This is a genomic window from Alteromonas pelagimontana, from assembly GCF_002499975.2.
Lineage (GTDB): Bacteria > Pseudomonadota > Gammaproteobacteria > Enterobacterales > Alteromonadaceae > Alteromonas > Alteromonas pelagimontana.
On sequence record NZ_CP052766.1, the window covers coordinates 666,293 to 684,283 of the forward strand.

General features: G+C 44.2%; 11 protein-coding genes. 5 read left to right on the forward strand and 6 right to left on the reverse strand.

The window, feature by feature from the left end:
- Positions 1 to 60: 60 nt before the first annotated feature.
- Both CA267_RS03175 and ffh read right to left on the reverse strand, forming a co-directional pair.
- Entirely contained in the window at positions 61 to 885 is an 825-nt protein-coding gene (locus CA267_RS03175; RefSeq protein ID WP_075608826.1) for a hypothetical protein, read from the reverse strand.
- Positions 886 to 984: 99 nt separating this feature from the next.
- Positions 985 to 2,370: a signal recognition particle protein gene (gene ffh / locus CA267_RS03180; RefSeq protein ID WP_075608825.1), complete on the reverse strand. Its 1,386-nt coding sequence runs from the start codon at positions 2,368 to 2,370 to the stop codon at positions 985 to 987.
- A gap of 298 nt (positions 2,371 to 2,668) precedes the next feature.
- Here ffh and CA267_RS03185 point away from each other — a divergent pair, with 298 nt between their 5' ends.
- Positions 2,669 to 3,460: a cytochrome C assembly family protein gene (locus CA267_RS03185; protein ID WP_075608824.1), complete on the forward strand. Its 792-nt coding sequence runs from the start codon at positions 2,669 to 2,671 to the stop codon at positions 3,458 to 3,460.
- Positions 3,461 to 3,578: 118 nt separating this feature from the next.
- Positions 3,579 to 4,871, forward strand: a complete 1,293-nt coding sequence (locus CA267_RS03190) for an HlyC/CorC family transporter (protein WP_075610017.1) — start codon at positions 3,579 to 3,581, stop codon at positions 4,869 to 4,871.
- 67 nt (positions 4,872 to 4,938) lie between these two features.
- On the opposite strand, the gene CA267_RS03195 is transcribed toward CA267_RS03190, so the two are convergent.
- Both CA267_RS03195 and sixA read right to left on the reverse strand, forming a co-directional pair.
- Positions 4,939 to 5,118: a hypothetical protein gene (locus CA267_RS03195; protein WP_075608823.1), complete on the reverse strand. Its 180-nt coding sequence runs from the start codon at positions 5,116 to 5,118 to the stop codon at positions 4,939 to 4,941.
- A gap of 154 nt (positions 5,119 to 5,272) precedes the next feature.
- Positions 5,273 to 5,788: a phosphohistidine phosphatase SixA gene (gene sixA / locus CA267_RS03200; protein ID WP_075608822.1), complete on the reverse strand. Its 516-nt coding sequence runs from the start codon at positions 5,786 to 5,788 to the stop codon at positions 5,273 to 5,275.
- A 172-nt stretch (positions 5,789 to 5,960) separates the two neighbouring features.
- Between sixA and CA267_RS03205 the strand changes: the two genes are divergently transcribed.
- The 3 genes from CA267_RS03205 to CA267_RS03215 all read left to right on the forward strand — a co-directional run bounded on the left by CA267_RS03205 (position 5,961) and on the right by CA267_RS03215 (position 13,718).
- Positions 5,961 to 8,714 (forward strand): insulinase family protein, encoded by a 2,754-nt coding sequence (locus CA267_RS03205; protein ID WP_097349164.1) that lies wholly within the window; start codon positions 5,961 to 5,963, stop codon positions 8,712 to 8,714.
- A 183-nt stretch (positions 8,715 to 8,897) separates the two neighbouring features.
- Positions 8,898 to 13,394, forward strand: coding sequence for an EAL domain-containing protein (locus CA267_RS03210; protein ID WP_075608820.1), 4,497 nt, complete (start codon positions 8,898 to 8,900; stop codon positions 13,392 to 13,394).
- Positions 13,395 to 13,544: 150 nt separating this feature from the next.
- Positions 13,545 to 13,718, forward strand: a complete 174-nt coding sequence (locus CA267_RS03215) for a hypothetical protein (RefSeq protein WP_170669012.1) — start codon at positions 13,545 to 13,547, stop codon at positions 13,716 to 13,718.
- A gap of 783 nt (positions 13,719 to 14,501) precedes the next feature.
- Here the strand turns inward: CA267_RS03215 and fadJ are convergent.
- Both fadJ and fadI read right to left on the reverse strand, forming a co-directional pair.
- Positions 14,502 to 16,667 carry a fatty acid oxidation complex subunit alpha FadJ gene (gene fadJ, locus CA267_RS03220; protein WP_075608819.1) on the reverse strand — a complete coding sequence of 722 codons (2,166 nt, stop codon included), beginning with the start codon at positions 16,665 to 16,667 and terminating at the stop codon, positions 14,502 to 14,504.
- Position 16,668: 1 nt separating this feature from the next.
- A complete protein-coding gene (fadI, locus tag CA267_RS03225) occupies positions 16,669 to 17,979 on the reverse strand; it encodes an acetyl-CoA C-acyltransferase FadI (protein WP_075608818.1) in 1,311 nt (436 codons plus the stop codon).
- Positions 17,980 to 17,991: the final 12 nt, after the last annotated feature.

Below are 17,991 nucleotides of genomic sequence, written 5' to 3' on the forward strand. Positions count from 1 at the left end.
CTCAAGCTGCCATCTAAAGTCTTTTAAAAAATAGGGATGATAGGTTGCTAATACGCGAGTTCAATAACTAATATCTTGCCAGAACGCCTGCTGTGCTTGGTATTCTTCATCCTGCAGTACCATTTTCAGCGCGTGGTTTATCTCCGTAATGGCTTTTGTACCCCATTCGTTTTTCGTGCATCCTACTGCGCCAGGAACATTTTTGTATCCCAGTTCTTCTGTAGGCAGAAAGGTTAAATCATTGACGGGGTGAGAAAGACTGTAGTAACGAAGGATAGTCGGATACTCGAGTGCATAGTCCAGCCTTCCGCGGCTCACTTGTTTCATAACCCGGGTAGTAGCATCTTCACCAGCAATTTCAAAAAAGCGCGGTGTCTGTTGGTATTCATCAATTACTTCCTGAAGTTCTGGCGGAAATCGGCGAGCCACGGGTCTTCCAAAACGTAATTTATTGTTAGAAGCCAGTTCAGTAAAAGAAAGATAGGTGGCGTTTTCTTCAGCCAATCGCTGGGCAAGCGTTGCGCGCAGAATGATTCCCAGCGGAGGATGAGTAACAGTTACATCTGAATAATAGAAATAGGGGCTGTGTTCTCGTTTTATCATACAAGGAAAACAGAGATTCTGGTTCTGCATTGCATTGTATTTGATGCGGGTCTGCGGCATCACCCTGACTTCATGATTGATATTCGGTAGCGTTTTGGAAATCTTATCAATTAAGATATCGCATATGCCCAGATTTTTATATTCCCCCTTAAGAATGTGAAAAGGCGGAGAAGGATTAATTGTCCAATGAATGGTAAACGAATCCTTATTTTGCTGCTGCGCTTGGGCATTACTGAAACACAGCACCCAACCCACAACAGCAACAACTGAAAGTTTGATCATGTTAACACGGACCTTCATTAGCAAAAGTAATACTCGTAAACTTGCGTTATGCCCTACTTTCAATTGTATATGCGATCCGTGTATTAGCAAACTCGCCGGCTATCTTGGTGGAAACATTCCGCCGCCACCACCCATTCCGCCAGGCGGCATCATGCCTTTCATTTGGCGCATCATCTTTTTCATACCGCCTCCAGACATTTTCTTCATCATCTTTTGCATCTGCGTAAACTGTTTAAGCAAGCGATTAACATCTTGAATCTGGGTGCCAGAACCTGCTGCGATACGGCGTTTGCGCGAACCTTTTATAATTTCAGGACGAGTACGTTCAGCCGGTGTCATGGAATTAATGATGGCTTCCATCTGGTTAAACTGCTTATCGTTGGCCTGATCTTTAATTTTTTCCGACATACCGCCCATTCCAGGCATTTTGTCGAGCAAACCCATCATGCCGCCCATATTCTTCATTTGTTCAAGCTGTTCTTTAAAATCCTGCAGATCAAAGCCCTTGCCCTTCTGCACTTTTTTCGCCAGCTTTTGCGCTTTGTCCTTATCGACTTTACGCTCAACTTCTTCAATTAAGCTAAGAACATCACCCATGCCAAGGATTCGCGAAGCAATACGCTCGGGATGGAAAGGTTCTAAGGCATCAATTTTTTCACCCATACCAATAAACTTAATGGGCTTACCCGTAATCTGGCGAACCGACAATGCAGCTCCACCGCGAGCATCACCATCAGCTTTGGTAAGAATCACACCGGTGAGAGGCAAGGCATCATTGAACGCTTTGGCTGTATTTGCCGCATCCTGACCGGTCATAGCATCGACGACGAAAAGCGTTTCGATAGGTTTTACCGCAGCGTGAAGCGCCTTGATTTCATCCATCATGTCGCTGTCAACATGCAGGCGTCCGGCGGTATCCACCAGCAGCACATCATAAAACTGACGTCTCGCCTGTTCGATTGCACCTTGTACGATATCGACCGGCTTCTGCAAAATAGTAGAAGGATGGAAACCAACATTGACTTCCGTCGCCAGGGTTTCCAGCTGCTTAATAGCGGCAGGACGATATATATCAGCACTTACCACCATGACCTTTTTCTTTTCACGTTCAGTCAGGTATTTGGCGAGCTTCCCCACACTGGTAGTTTTACCCGCCCCTTGTAAACCGGCCATCAGCACAACTGCGGGAGGTTGAGTAGCAAGATTAAGCTTCTCATTCGCTTCCCCCATCACCGCTTCAAGTTCGGACTGGACGATCTTAATGAAAACCTGGCCTGGCTTTAAACTTTTGGTGACCTCAGTTCCTACCGCTCTGGCCTTAACCTGCGCGACGAAATCTTTCACTACCGGAAGAGCAACGTCAGCTTCGAGTAAAGCCATGCGCACTTCACGTAAGGTTTCTTTAATGTTGTCTTCAGTTAAGCGCCCTCGCCCACTGACGTTTCTCAGTGTCTGGCCAAGACGTTCAGATAAATTTTCAAACATACGCTGCAATCTTCTTTCTTTTGCTCGTTTAAGGTCATTATATAGAAAAAGGGCGCATTAACGTACCACCAAAACCCTTTGTTACGATTTATATGCCCTTAAAATGAGTAAAAACAATAGTGGAGGTTGAATTTATCACTCACTTACAGTAACAATACCGTCACGTATTTGCGAAGCATAGCAAAGCGTCGAAAATGAGCTGCGCCGTTGGTACTGCTTTTAAACGTGGTGGTACGAGGCTGTTACCCTTCCACTCACCACGTTCGCGTTGCTGAAAAACAAACTCACAGGAAATTGAATGACCACGCTTTTTGCCATTACAGGAGTATGCTTTTATATACTGGCAGCTGTTGTTTTGATGGGCAGATTTGTGCATAAACAAGGGCCAAATAAAACGTTGGCTCTAACTCTGGCTTGCTTAGGCGCCGCCGCACACATGATTTTTCTTACAAATGCCATCATGCTCTCGCCTGGCCAGAATATGAGTATTACCAATGTGTTATCATTGGTGGCATGTCTAATCACTATCTCGATGTTGATCAGCGCCAGCCTGCTGCCGAATATTATTTTACTGCCGGTAGTGTTTGGTTTTTCCGCCATGACTATTCTCGCATCGTTGTGGGTCCCGGCTTCACACATCATGCATATCGAATTGCAGCCAGGGCTGGTAGTTCACGTCACATTGTCTTTATTTGCGTATGGCACGCTGGTAATCGCATTTTTGTACGCACTACAGATGTCATTTATCACCCACCGCCTTAAGCAAAAGGGCGCGTCGTTACTTCACTCTTCCCTGCCGCCGTTAATGTTGGTGGAAGGTGTACTGTTTAAGTTATTGTTGGTGGGAACGGTCTTATTGGTGGTGTCCCTGATTAGTGGATTCATCTTTCTTGATGACATGTTCAGCAAAATGTACGCTCACAAAACCGTACTTTCCATTGCCGCGCTTGTGGTGTATTTAATCCTGCTGGCAGGGCAACAAATCTGGGGTTGGCGAGGCAAGCAGGTTATCGCACTGACCGTCACCGGCGTTATATTGTTAACTCTCGCCTACTTCGGCAGTCGTTTGGTCCGGGAAGTATTGCTGTAATACTTTCTGAAGATTTATGCGAATGATGATAAGTTAGGTATCAAAGCTCAATTTCTCCTTGAAACGCCCACTGTAGGTTATTACAGTGGTCCGTCTGGAGGATATAGGAACCAATCAGTTGGACGACATCTCAACCAGTACACTTTTTATTGTTTTAGGTGTGCTTATTTTTCTTTCGGCATATTTTTCCAGCTCTGAAACTGGCATGATGTCGATAAACCGTTATCGCCTGAAACATCTGCAAAAAGAGGGCAATAAAGCCGCCATCCGGGTGCAGAAACTTCTCGACAGACCTGACCGGCTGATTGGTCTCATTCTCATCGGCAATAATCTGGTAAATATTGCCGCCTCATCCATTGCTACCATTATTTGTACTCGCTTATTTGGTGATTACTGGGGCTTTTTTGCGACCACATTTGGTCTCACATTAATACTACTCATATTTGCAGAAGTTACCCCAAAAACTCTGGCAGCGCTGTATCCGGAAAAAATCGCTTTCCCAAGCTCATTGATCCTGCTGCCTTTATTGTTCTTGCTTTACCCGTTTGTGGCTTTAATCAATAGCTTTACCAACGGCATTCTGATTCTTTTACGCATTAACCCCACCAGCGGCGGCGATGACTCTTTAAGCCGGGAAGAACTAAGAACGGTGGTATATGAAGCGGGCACGATGATCCCGAAAAAGCACCAGGATATGCTGATTAGTATTCTGGATCTGGAAAGTGTAACCGCCGAAGATATTATGGTACCCCGAGCTGAAATTTTCGCTATTGATATTAATGATGACTGGAAGAAAATTCAGAAACAGCTTACCGGATCACAACACACCCGGGTGCTGTTGTATCGTGACAGTGTAGACGACGCTGTCGGCTTTGTGCATGTGCGAGATGCACTGCGGCTGCTATCTAAAGATCAGTTTACTAAATCAAGCCTACTTCGGGCCGTCAGGGAAATTTACTTTACGCCGGAATCTACACCACTTCATACGTTGATGTACAAATTTCAGGCGGAAAAAGAACGTATTGCTCTGGTTGTTGATGAATATGGCGACATTATGGGCCTGGTGACGCTAGAAGATATTTTAGAAGAAATTATAGGCGACTTCACCACCAGTATGGTGCCGGACCATAGTAAGGAAGTAAACATTCAACAGGACGGAAGTGTACTGGTGGACGGCAGTGCAAATATCCGGGATCTCAATAAAGAGATGGACTGGCGCTTACCTACTGAAGGACCAAAAACGCTCAATGGTTTGATTTTGGAGTATCTTGAAGAGATTCCGGACAATAAGGTAAGTGTTCGATTGGCGGGTTATCCGGTGGAAATTGTCGATATTAGCGAGAATATGATTAAGACGGTGAGAATTCTACCGGAGTATTACGTGTCTAACACTTCGTCTTCAGGGGATTGACAACAGCTGTGTGACTACTCTGGGTGCAGTGGCAGCGCTCATGGTAAACGTCGGGTCAAACCAGGATCTACTTCTTGCCTAACGTGCGACGAGCGAGTACCTGCGCCTTAGCTGCCGCCACTTTGGCAGAAAGATCAGATAATTTACTTATAATTTCCCGTAACTCGTCATCATCCCGCAGGTCAGCCTCTTTCATATGGGATTCCAGTGAATGACGTAACAGTTCGGGTATCGACTTAGAAGCCATTAAAATGCTGCCCTTGAAATACAGATACACGGATTACTCTCATTACTGAATTTATCGGACGCTAACAAAATTTCTAAAGGCCGTTCTTTAAAAATAGATTCCGCAATAACGAAGCTACTGATGTATACCGGATTTCTGCTTGGTAAAGCTAGTATTACAATCCCTGGTAGTGCAGTAACAATTTGCCGCTCTGGTGCCGCAGCGAGTAGCTGATAACTGCGACAGACGCTGTTGAAAACAGACTTGTCGCTTCTAACCCACAGAGTTCATCGACTAAATAGCTAACCAGCGGCATGTGGCTCACCAACAAGACCCGTTTTAACGCACCCTTTTCTTTGCCACCGCTAGCAAGCAGCGCATCCAGATAATCATGAGCAAGCTGAGAATTACCTTCAGGGATGATATCTTCACAAATTACTTTTCTATTTACCCGCAAATCCAGTGTCATCATATCTAATGTCTGCTGCGTTCGACGATACGGGCTCACCAGTGCCAGATCGATGACGTTATCTTGGCAATATTCCTTTGCCAGCCACCTTGCTGTGGCAATAGACTGTTTGCGACCATTTTCAGTTAACTCGCGACTTCTGTCATCCAGACACAGCGAAGCTGCCTCTCCGTGCCGCATGACGAAAAGTAAAATGTCGTCGTTGCTACTTTGACCTGACATAATATTACTAATATGATGAACTACTACCACCTAACGATAGCAGACCACACATCTATAGCATAGAAATAAAAAGCGTTAACTTGGTCAACTTAGAATCATTTGGATTCAGGGATGAATGTTGTGAGGAAAATCCCGAAAAATGCGGCGAAATTAAACTTATACTGAGGGCATTTTGACAACATCACTGAAGCTGGAAAATTCGTCTTTCTTTACGTTAGCCAATGGGCTGCGCGTTATGCTATGTCATATCGACGACATAGATACCAGCTATGTATCTATGTCCGTCAAAAGCGGTCATTTCTATGATCCGGGCTCCTGCCAGGGCCTGTCCCATCTTCTCGAACACGTCATGTTCCTCGGTAGCAGGCACCTACCAAAAGCAAACAGCGTCAATGACTTAATTGAAAGTTGTGGTGGCTCGATTAACGCATGGACAGGCACAGAGTACGCCAATTACCACTTTAACTGTTATAGCCATTCATTAAAGGAAACATTGCCGGCATTTGCCGACATGCTTCGTTTGCCGTTGATGGATCCCGACGCGCTGGATAAAGAGATCCAAGCCATTGATGCCGAGTTCCAGTTTAAGCGCAAAGACGATTTACGGCGCCTCTATCAGATTCATAAAGAAACCTGCAATCCCGCCCACCCTTTTAGTAAATTCTCAGTGGGAAATGCCGAAATATTCAAAAGTGTTCCGCTGGCAACCTTACACAGTATGCTGCAACAGTTCCATCAGCAATATTATGTCGCCAGCAATATGTGTCTTTGTATATTTTCCTCACTGCCAAAAGATGAGGTTAAAGCAATTATCGGCCAGTCATTTAGCAGCATGAAAGCCGGCAGCGAAGCCCCGAGCGATTGGCCAGAACTCTATCAGGCAGAACAACTTGGCGTCCAAATTAACATTGTTCCGTTGCAAGCAGCGCGCCGGATGATTGTCACCTTTGCCATGCCTGGTTTACATCACGACTACCGCACCAAGTCGTTAAATTACATCAGTCATTTATTAGGGGATGAAGGCGAAGGGAGCCTTTTAGCCTTTTTAAAGGCAAGAAATTGGGTGACGAATCTTATCGCTGGCAGCGGAATTGAAGGCGAAGACTTTAAAGATTTTAATGTCAACTTTCAGCTTACACAGCTTGGATTGGAACATCGTGCAGAAATTCTCTTAGCGCTGTTTTCCTATATCCGTCTTCTTTATGCCTCTCTTGATGATCCATGGCGTTATGAGGAAAAAGCGCAATTAGCAGCGCTTGCCTATCAATATGAAGATAATCCTAAGCTCCTCAATGTCGTGTGCGACTATTCCCAATACCTTTTTTGCTATTCGTTTGACGAGATTCCCCAGTTGCGCTCCACCATCGACTGCTTTGATCGCGAATGTATAGAAAACTCGTTATCATATATGGTTCCGGGACGTATGCGCATAAAAACAATTGCTCCGGAAATGGACACTGACAAAGTCTGTGCTCATTATGATGCCCACTACCAAATGTCGACTTTGCCGGAAGAAATGCTTAACGCACTGCAGTCGCCACCCGACATAAAAAACATTTTCTTGCCGCCGCCGAATCCTTATCTTGGAGAAGAATATCATCTGACGTTACCAGAAGATGGCTACGATACCCCCCAACAAATTTTTTGCAGCGAGGGGAAGCGCTGCTGGTTCGCCCAGGATCATCAGTTTCACATTCCAAAAGGCGACATTTATATTTCTTTTGATTCGGCACCCTTTTGTGAAAGCCTTACTGCAATGGCAGCTAAGCGGATTTGGCTTGCAGCTTTGAACGATCATTTACAATCGAAATATTATCGCGCTGAAATCGCAGGGCTCCATTACAGAATTTACGGCCATCAGGCAGGTTTTAGTTTGCATACCCGCGGCTTTACGAATCAACAGACGTTACTCGCTTCACAGCTGTTATCAGCAATTCATGAATTTATTCCTAAACCGGAAAGCTTCGAACAACTTAAGAGCCGGCAAATTCAGAACTTGCAGAATTCGTTATTAAACAAGCCTACTAACCGGTTATTTTCCCGGCTAAGTGTACTGATACAGCGTAATACTCAAGCGCCAGTAAATCTTCTTAAAGCCGTACAGGATTGTACTTACGAGCAGTTGCTAAGCTACCGGACAGAGGCCTTTAAAAGCTACTATTTAGAATCATTTATGCACGGTAACTGGTCTTCCGAGGAAGCAATTCATTTCGGTCAACATCTTGATCAATCCTGTCCTCATGCCAACGGCGCGCCGCTGTCTCGCGCCGTTACCCAGCTTCCGGTAGGCGAAAGCAGATTTCACGAAGTCCGCTGCGAACATGATGATGCCGCCGTGGTTCTCTATTTGCAGGCCCCTTCCACTAACCTGCTGGATACAGCAATGTGTATGATCCTGGAGCAAATGTTGGCCGCGCCCTTTTTCAATGTGCTGCGTACCGAAAAACAACTGGGATATGTCGTCGGGACCGGATACGTACCGCATAATCAACATCCGGGTATCTCGTTTTACATTCAAAGCCCCAGCCACGGCCCAAAAGAACTACTCCATGAGATGACAACGTTCTTATTTGAACAACTTCAAGAAATAGAGTTTTACCGATTTTACTGGTCAACAATCCAACAGAATCTGCTTAAGCAGCTTGAAGAGAGAGACCTATCCATGTCTATGAAGTCTCAGCGATTGTGGGTTAGTCTGGGCATGAACGATCTTCAGTTTAACCGCAATACACTGCTGGCAGAATGTGTAAGTAAACTCACGTTTGAAGATATACAAGCCTATGCCACCAAACTGGCTAACCGGGAACTTTTTGGTGAGCTGGTATTATTTGCATCAGGTAAGTTTTCTCCCATGGAAACTGACCCATCTACAACGCTCAATGACATTGCTGAATTTAAACGCAACACCGCCTATTTTACCGCCTAAAAGCTTATTTATTTTTATGATTTTATAAGCATTTGTTTAACATTTATACCATTCGTCCGGGGAGACAGAAAAAGTCCTTGTAGACCCGGAATGAATTCGGCATATTGGCGTTTCGGTTTGAATGGAAGCAACCGATGAACCACGTAATTATAATGATAAGGCTAAAAAGCCGAAGGTGTATTGGTGCGCTCATCCATAGCTCGTTCAGTATTATGTACGTTAATTCTGTGCGGAATATTATTCTGTTCAGACAGTGTTGCCGTTTCCATTACGGATATACATTTTTCTGAACTAAATCAAAGAGACGGTTTATCTGACAGTACAGTTCTGGATATTGCTGAAGGTAACCGCGGCTATATTTGGGTTGCGACGCTAAATGGGCTAAACCGCTATTCCGGTTCCGAATTCAAACAGTATCATCCCTCTGATGTGGACCCGCATTCTATCCCGTCTGGCTTTATTCGCAAGCTTTTTGTCGATAGTCATGGCACGCTGTGGATAGGCACCTTTAATGGTCTAGCCAAGTACGTTCCTGAAAATGATAACTTTATAGTCTTTAACAAGAGTAACTCTGGTCTTCAGTCTAACAATATCTCCTTTATCGGCGAAAGTTCCGACGGTAATCTTCTCATTGGTAACGGGCAGTCTTTACACTTTCTTGATCTGGAAAAAGATACCGTCAGCATTTTAAGCTCAAAGCTAACTTTTTCTTCTGATATTACCGTTTTACGTGATGAACCTTCTCGGATTTGGATAGGAACATACCAAAATGGAATGTATATATTTAACAAAAGCGACAAGCGCCTTTACACCACTCAAAAAGTGAACCCTTGGGGAATGAGTATTCCTTCTACCAATATCTTTGACTTACAAATTATTGAAGGGGAATACTGGGTATCGACAGAAAAAGGAATATTCCGCTTAACTAATTCAGGTGAAATTTCTGGTCTAATTAACCAGAAAATTTATCCCGAATTGTCCTCTGACCAAATATTTTCTATAACAGAAGTTGATAACGCCGTTTGGTTAGGCACCCAAAAAGGTTTATCAATATTTGATTTGCAGTCTGGCCGGTTTGTTACTCTTGGCCCCGAGAGTAGCGTTCTTACAGGTTTGACAGAGAAAAATATTTTACAAATATTTGAAGATTCCACTGAAGGAGTATGGGTTGGTACGTACGGCGGCCTTTTCCGTTATCATCCTGAAGTAAATACTATAAAACTATTTCGAAACAAAAGGGAGTTTCAGAAGAAGCAAGATGGTAATACCGTCTGGGGGCTTGCTGAAGACAATAACGGCTTTTTATGGTTTGTGACGCAAAATGAAGGGATTGGGAAATTCGATTTAGAAACAGGAAAAATTAATTATTTTTTATCCGAATCGTCAGAAACATTCTGGGATTTGGCTATTGATGAGTTTTCTCACTTTTGGGTAGCAACCTCAAACGGTTTAGAGGTATATTCTTTCGAAGAGGGAAAAATGGTCAAATTGGCTACCTTATTTGAAGGTACCTTCATTGATACCTTTTTTTATAATGAGGGGCGTATCTGGCTTAACCTAGCTCACCAAAAGTTAGTTGCGGTAGACACTGCCTTACTAACGCTTTACCTTCAGGGAACATCGCCTGACCAACTAATAGAAAATATTGACCTAAAAATTGAAACAAATGATCTGGTGCCTATGTATTGGGACTCGGAAAAAAGACTATGGTTATCTGGCGAAGACGGCATTTTTATTTACAGCTATGCAAAAGAAAAAATTGTAAAGGTAATTGATGTTGAGGATGGCGTTCGGTCTCGCCCGTTGCAGGTTTACGAATGGAGTAATTTTTACTGGGTAACTACGCGTTCTAACGGCGTGCTACAAATCGATGCAAAAACATTAGAACTTCGTCGAAGCCAGGCCAGTGCTGTAGAAGGAGGAATGATTTTTTCCTCTATTGGCTTGGATGATTCTATCTGGTACGCCAACCACCTTGGGCTTCACAGAGTAGATCTCGCAAGTTTAGCAGTAACAGAATCTTTAACATCCCCTCAGCTGAATTTCAATGTACTTAATGAAAGCGCTGTCGTAAAAACCTCTACCGGAGCCTTAGTTTTCGGCGGTAATGAAGGCTTTAACATACTCACTAAAGATGCAATAGAGCAAAGAGTTGAAACACAAAAAACCCGCGCTCCGGAATTAATAGACTTTAAAATATTTGGCGTAACAGCGAACAGTGATGATGAAAATATACCCCAAAGCTTCGCCATCGCATTTAATGATAAGATTTCGCTTAATCACGACCAGTCCCGCTTCAGCATTTCCTATAGCTTAATCAATCCTTTAATTCCTAGCGCTGTAGATTATCGTTACAGAATGCAAGGCTATGATAAAGAGTGGTTTAGTGCCCAAAATGTGAATACCGCACAATATAATAACCTCCCCTTCGGAAAGTACACTTTTGAAGTCCAGGCAAAGGAAGACGGTAAAGAGTGGTCCAACAGTAAACAAATACCCATTGAAATTGGCCGTCCTCCTTGGCTACATAGCAGTGCGTTGATATTTTACACTCTTATTTTGGCGGGAGTACTTCTTCTTCTTGTACGCCAGTATCAGATACGAAAATACAATCAGACTGCAATCAGAGAATCGGAAGAGCGTCTGAAGCTGACCTTGTGGAGTAGTGGCGATGAGCTTTGGGACTGGGATGTGTATCGCAGTCAGGTTTACCGTTCGAATACCTGGGGAACTCTCGACTTTCCCCAAGACAACATCCGCACCACCAGTGCCTATGATGCTAATATCCATCCGAATGATATTCTTCGTGTCCAGGAAGCGCTAAAAGCACACCTGGAAGAGCGTACGGAATACTATGAACTCGCCTACCGCGCCAAAACCTTCAATAATAAATGGATTTGGATTTTAGATCGGGGAAAAGTGGTCACACGGGATCATAATAACCAACCCGTTCGAATGACAGGAACGCTAAAAGATATTCATCACTTAAAAGAAGCAGAGGAACAGCTCAACCTGTTCAAACGCTCTATCGAAACAATTTCCGAAGGGGTATTTATAACGAATACCAACTTCAAGTTTATCTCTGTTAATAACGCCTACTGTAACTATACCGGCGAAACTCGAGATCAAGCTTTAGCAACCTACATGTACTTCCATCAGTATCCTGATGCGTTTACCGAAGAAATTAAAAAGACGCTCCGCACCAGAGGCAACTGGTTTGGCGAGGTTGAATCGGTACGGGTAAATGGTGAACGATACGAAATGGAACTGAATATTGATGCAGTGCATGATGAGGACGGACGCATCAGCCATTTTGTAGGAGTATTTTCTGATATCACTGCTCGTAAAGGCACCGAAAAAGAGCTATTGAAGCTCGCTAATACCGATCCGCTAACGGACCTGCCCAATCGGTCTTTTTTCCAGGCTAGTCATCAGAATCTGGTACGTAAATCTGAGCCTCACGCCCTGCTCTGCCTAGACATGGATAATTTTAAGAAGATTAACGATTCTCTTGGACATCAGACAGGCGATGTACTAATTAAACAAATTGCTAAGCGATTGCAGCGCATTACAGGCAATGATGCTACCTGTTACCGCTTAGGCGGTGATGAGTTCAGCGTGTTGATGGAAGATCATTCCGATATTCACACCATTACGCACTACGCGCAAAACGTATTAGATACCCTTTCAAGGCCATTTATTATTAATAAACAGGAATTCGTTCTTGGAGCCAGCATTGGTATAGCGTTTTATCCTGATGATGGTACAACGCCTCAGGAAATGCTGAAAAATGCTGACACTGCTATGTATTTTGCCAAAAATAACGGCGGCAATAGCTATAAATTTTTTAGTGGTGAAATGAATCAAAACGCAGTGCGCCAGTTGCAAATTGAAAACCTGATCCGACAAGGTATTAAAGACGATTTATTTACGGTTTACTATCAACCTAAGGTAGACATAGCCTCGGGCAAATTAGTCAGCATGGAAGCGTTGGTACGCTTTGAGCACCCTCATAAAGGGATTGTCAGCCCAGGGCAGTTCATACCTTTGGCAGAACAAACCGGCCAAATTATTGAAATTGGCGAACAGGTGTTGCGAAAAGCCTGTGCAGATACTAAGCGATGGGTAAACGAAGGTATATTCAGTGGCCGAGTGGCGGTAAATATCTCTGTAAAACAATTTGAGCTACCGGATTTAGACGATCGCATTGACAAGGTACTGAACGAAGTGGGTTTATCGCCGTTACACCTGGAGTGTGAAATTACGGAAGGCACTCTTATGGAAAACCCTGAGCAAGGGTTACGAATGATGGAGCGCTTGCGGGAGCGCGGTATTCATTTAGCGCTTGACGATTTTGGTACCGGCTATTCCTCCCTTGCTTACTTAAAGCGCTTCCCTTTAAACACATTGAAGATTGATAAAGCTTTCATTGACGATATTGCAGAAAGCAGCGTAGACCGTCATATGACTGCCGCTATCATTAATATTGCTCACAACCTGGGGCTCAAGGTAGTCGCTGAGGGTGTAGAGCATGAAAAGCAGCTTACCATCCTTAGGCGTTATGAATGTGAAATGCTGCAGGGGTACCTGTACAGTAAACCCTTAAATGCCGAACGGTTCGAAAAATTACTGCGGGAAAATCAGAAGTTACATCATTTAATTGGCCAACATTCCCTATAACGGATTTTTGACGCTTTATAGAAAACCAACTATAACTTACTGAAATTTATGAATAAATAAATTATGGCACACTAATCGCTAATTCCTCTGTACCGGCAACAAAAAATAATAGCCGGCTGTTTGTTCAATTTAATCTCAGAGGAAGAAACGATGTTGAAAGCATACGCAGTTGCACTAGTTCTATCTACAGCCACTCCAGTTGTTGCTGATACTCAAGATGGTGTTAAAGCACCAGCAACACAAAAAGAAGCAGCGACTCAGCCACAAGCAATTAAGCCAAGCGGCGGTATTTACGGTGGTTGCAAGTGCGGTATTCATCTTTAAGATGAAAAAATTCTAGAAAAAAGAGAGGTTCGCCTCTCTTTTTTATCAATATATATAATAGTTTATGTGTGTTAAAGATAATAATATCACCTTCACCATTAAATCCGCTTTCAGCCGTTCGTTCCTGTTTCCTCGCTGCAGTTCAATGCAATATTTTAATCCCTCTCCATAACATTCATTTATAAGTGAATACAGCCGCGAAAAACTGCCGTTGTTAACCAGTCTAGCCTTGCCTCCACTATCATGATTATTCAAGCTGCTTTCAAAGCCAGTTGATACGCGAGAACAAGGGTCTTTAGTAAGCGCAAAGCTCAAGGCGTCGTGGGGCTCATTTTCATGTAGACCAGGCTAAATAAGAGGCTTTCAGCGACCCTTAGGACGTTTCTCTTGAGTCTTGTGGTTACGCTGTTTGCCAGAAAACAGCCTGTATAAGAATAGCGGCGACCTAATCATCAACCAGCGACTGCGTCACTTTTATTACCTACTGGCTAAACTCAGTGAAATAAAAATCGCTGCAACTGGCCAGCTTCTTTTATTTTCTCGTGCAGAGTCAATATTTTGACGTCAGCATGGAACTTAATTACCACTCCGTAGAATTAATGTTCTTCGAAAGCGTTAGGGTTTTTACTGGGAATATCGAGCTGGCTGGATTGAATGATTAATGAAGGCCACTCTCCTCTTTTGAAGGAAAAGTCAAATCAATGCCCCATAAAGAAAAATGCCAGTCAATTAACTGACTGGCACTGAGGCAATGAATGGCGTCTTCTTAGTTAAGATCGACAGCTAATAAAACGTTTGCTCGTTTTCGGCCATAGTGACCAAAACTTCTGCTGGCGAAAAATTCCTGCTGCCGTTCTGCTCATAGTGCAATAAACGCTCTACAACGTTTTTAATTCCTAAAGTATCCATGTACCTGAAGGGACCTCCTAAAAATGGTGGAAAGCCGATTCCAAAAATTGCACCTATATCACCATCGCGGGCATTACGGATAACACCTTCGTCAAGACAACGTGCCGCTTCATTAAGCATCAACAGCACGCACCGCTCCGCAATTGTTTTTTCACTTTTACTCGCAATGGGAGAAACGCCTAATAAAGAATAAATTGATTCGTCGACCTCTTTACCTGGCTTTTTCCCCTCGTAAGAATAAAAGCCTTTTTTATTCTTCTTCCCCTTACGATCGTCGGCTAATACTTTTTCAAATGCGCCAGGGGCTGTAAAACGCTCGCCAAACTCAGCAACAAGAATCGGAATAATTTTGGTACCTACGTCGATTCCCACTTCATCCAAAAGTTTTATTGGTCCGATGGGAAAGCCAAATTTCACTAACGATTTATCGATATGATCAATTGGCTCACCAGCCAATACGAGTGAAGCAGCTTCATTCATATAAGGTGCAAGAATGCGATTTACATAGAAGCCCGCGCCATCTTTTACCACAATTGGAGTCTTTCCCTGCCTGCGAGCAAATTCCACAGTTGTAGAAATTGTGTCATCAGACGTTGCGTCGTGAGCAATCACTTCTGCCAAAGGCATTTTATCTACAGGAGAAAAATAATGCAGACCAATAACATTACCTGGTCGTATCGCCTTAGCCGCTATCTGTGTGATAGGAATGGATGAAGTATTAGAAGCAAAAATCGTGGTTTCTTTACAGTGACTCTCAACATCCGCCACCATTTGTTGCTTCAGCTCGACATCTTCGAAAACCGCTTCAATTACCATCTCGGTGTCTTCCATACCGCGATAATCAAGAGTGCCGGTAAGCATAGACATATCTTTTTGCATTTCATTTTTGGAAATAAAACGACGCTTGACCTTTTTATTCAACAGGTCGTAGCTGTATTTCATTGCATTGGCTATTCCTTCGGGTCGCACATCTTTTATACGCACAGGCGCGCCCGCTTTCGTCGCTGTGACATAGGCAATACCACCACCCATTAAACCACCACCAAGCACTCCCACCTTTTTCACTTTGGCAGGACTCACACCTGCAACACCCTCTTCTTTTTTCATTTCTGTGGTAGCAAAGAAGATTTGGCGTAGCTGAAATGATTCAGCAGTCATGACAAGTTTACCAAAGGCATCCGCTTCAGCAGCAAGACCCGCTCGCATACCTTCATTCATTCCTGTTTCAATAACATTAATGATTTGTGGAGGCGCTGGATAATTCCCCCTGGTCTTAGAAAAAGTTTGTTCTCGCGCTTTTTTAAACAGAAAATTGCGGCCAAAGCTGGTTTGCTCCAATGCCTTATTAAGCATCCCTTTCTGCGGGTTCTGACGAGAAGGCTTGTCTTTAAGCGCATATTGCGCAGCCACATCCATTAATACGCTTTGCGGCACGACATCATCGACTATACCGTACTTTTTTGCCTGTTTCGGGCGAGCAGGAGCACCGGTAAGCATCATTTTCATTGCCTGCTGAATCCCAATGAGCCGAGGCAAACGCTGAGTTCCTCCACTGCCTGGCAACAGACCAAGTTGGACTTCCGGCAATCCTAATTGCGTTTTCGAAGAATCGGTACATACGCGATAATGACAGGCTAACGCCAACTCTAATCCGCCACCAAGAGCCGCTCCATGAATAGCAGCCACAAACGTAGCACGCATTTTTTCGATTCGGTCAAATACCGCTTGGCCCCCCGCAGCCAACGCTCGTGCATCTTCCTCAGTCTGGCAGTTGGAAAGCATGGATATATCGGCGCCCGCAACAAACGAAGATGGCTTACCGCTGGTAAGAATAACGCCTTTAATTGAAGAATCAGCCTCAATGTCATCCAGCATTGCCGTAATTTCTTCTTTAAATGCAGCCTTTAGCGTATTCATCGATTCGCCGGGTACATCCATAGTCAGAACAGCAATGCCACTATCCTGCTTTGTCAGAGTAAAGGCGCCATTTTGCGGAGTCGCGTTAGCGCTATTTACTTGAGTATTGTGATCCTGCGTCATGTTATTCACTCTCCACAATCATTGCTGCACCTAAACCTCCAGCCGCGCAAGCGGTTACTAATCCGGTTCCTCCACCACGGCGCTGTAGTTCGTTCAGCATCTGGGTAATCATTCGTGTTCCCGTTGCCGCAAAAGGATGGCCGTAAGCGATAGAGCTTCCCATTACGTTGAATTTGTCCATATCAATTTCACCCGTTGCTTTATCCCGCCCTAGTTTCTCACGGGCAAATTTCTCACTGGCAAACATTTTGATGTTCGCCAGTGTTTGCGCTGCAAAGGCTTCGTGCATTTCAATTAAGGTTAAATCCTGCAATGCCATTCCCGCTCTATCTAATGCCATAGGTGTGGCGTAAGAAGGCCCCATCAACATATCTTCCCACACATCAATAGCGGAAAACGCATAGCTTCTTATATAGCCCAGCGGAGTATAACCCAGAGCTTTAGCACGGCTTTCTGTCATCATTAATACGGCGGAAGCGCCGTCAGTCAATGGAGTCGCATTGGCAGCGGTAACCGAGCCGTACTTTTTATCAAACACTGGGCGCAACTTCGCGTAGCTTTCCAGTTTTGAATCAAAACGCACGTTGTTATCACGATGCATTGAGTGGGTGTAAGGTTCGGGATAGGCAGTCATGACTTCATTGTCAAGCTTTCCCGATTCCCAACTTTGCGCAGCCAGCGTATGAGAACGGTGCGCGAGCTTATCCTGATCCTGGCGAGAAATATTATGGGTTTTTGCCATCTGCTCAGCGGTCTGCCCCATCGAAATCCCCGTGGAATATTCGGCAACCGCGGGCGGCACAGGCAATAAATCTTTGGGTTTAAGTTTCTTAAGCACTTGCCACTTTTGACTGAGCGTTTTTGTCTTCTGTAAATCAACTAACGCTCTTGCCAGCTTTTTTGATACGCCAATTGGCGATACCGAAGCAGAATCAGCACCACCGGCTATACCTACTTCAATATTCCCTGCCATCATACTCTCGGCAATATTAACAGTAGACTGGAAACTGGTAGCACATGCTCGCGAGACGCTATACGCATCAGTGTGCACACTCATACCGGTACCTAATACGACTTCTCGAGCAATATTTGGCGCCTCAGGCATTTGCACAACCTGACCATACACAACCTGCTCAACCCATTCGGGCGAAACGCCGTGACGAATCATCAGTTCGTTTACTACCATCTTGCCTAAATCTACAGCAGGCACGCCATGAAAATGTGTCGCCATTTTTGCAAAGGGAGTTCGCAGCCCTGCGACAATGGCAATGCGATCACCAGAACGTGTAGATACGGATTGTTTTTTGACCATTTTGCACCTGAT

What these genes read in the sequence shown, in the direction of transcription:
- CA267_RS03175 (WP_075608826.1), bottom strand. Translation starts at nt 885, where the DNA reads ATGATCAAACTTTCAGTTGTTGCTGTTGTGGGTTGGGTGCTGTGTTTC.
- ffh (WP_075608825.1), bottom strand. Translation starts at nt 2,370, where the DNA reads ATGTTTGAAAATTTATCTGAACGTCTTGGCCAGACACTGAGAAACGTC.
- CA267_RS03185 (WP_075608824.1), top strand. Translation starts at nt 2,669, where the DNA reads ATGACCACGCTTTTTGCCATTACAGGAGTATGCTTTTATATACTGGCA.
- CA267_RS03195 (WP_075608823.1), bottom strand. Translation starts at nt 5,118, where the DNA reads ATGGCTTCTAAGTCGATACCCGAACTGTTACGTCATTCACTGGAATCC.
- sixA (WP_075608822.1), bottom strand. Translation starts at nt 5,788, where the DNA reads ATGTCAGGTCAAAGTAGCAACGACGACATTTTACTTTTCGTCATGCGG.
- CA267_RS03215 (WP_170669012.1), top strand. Translation starts at nt 13,545, where the DNA reads ATGTTGAAAGCATACGCAGTTGCACTAGTTCTATCTACAGCCACTCCA.
- fadJ (WP_075608819.1), bottom strand. Translation starts at nt 16,667, where the DNA reads ATGACGCAGGATCACAATACTCAAGTAAATAGCGCTAACGCGACTCCG.
- fadI (WP_075608818.1), bottom strand. Translation starts at nt 17,979, where the DNA reads ATGGTCAAAAAACAATCCGTATCTACACGTTCTGGTGATCGCATTGCC.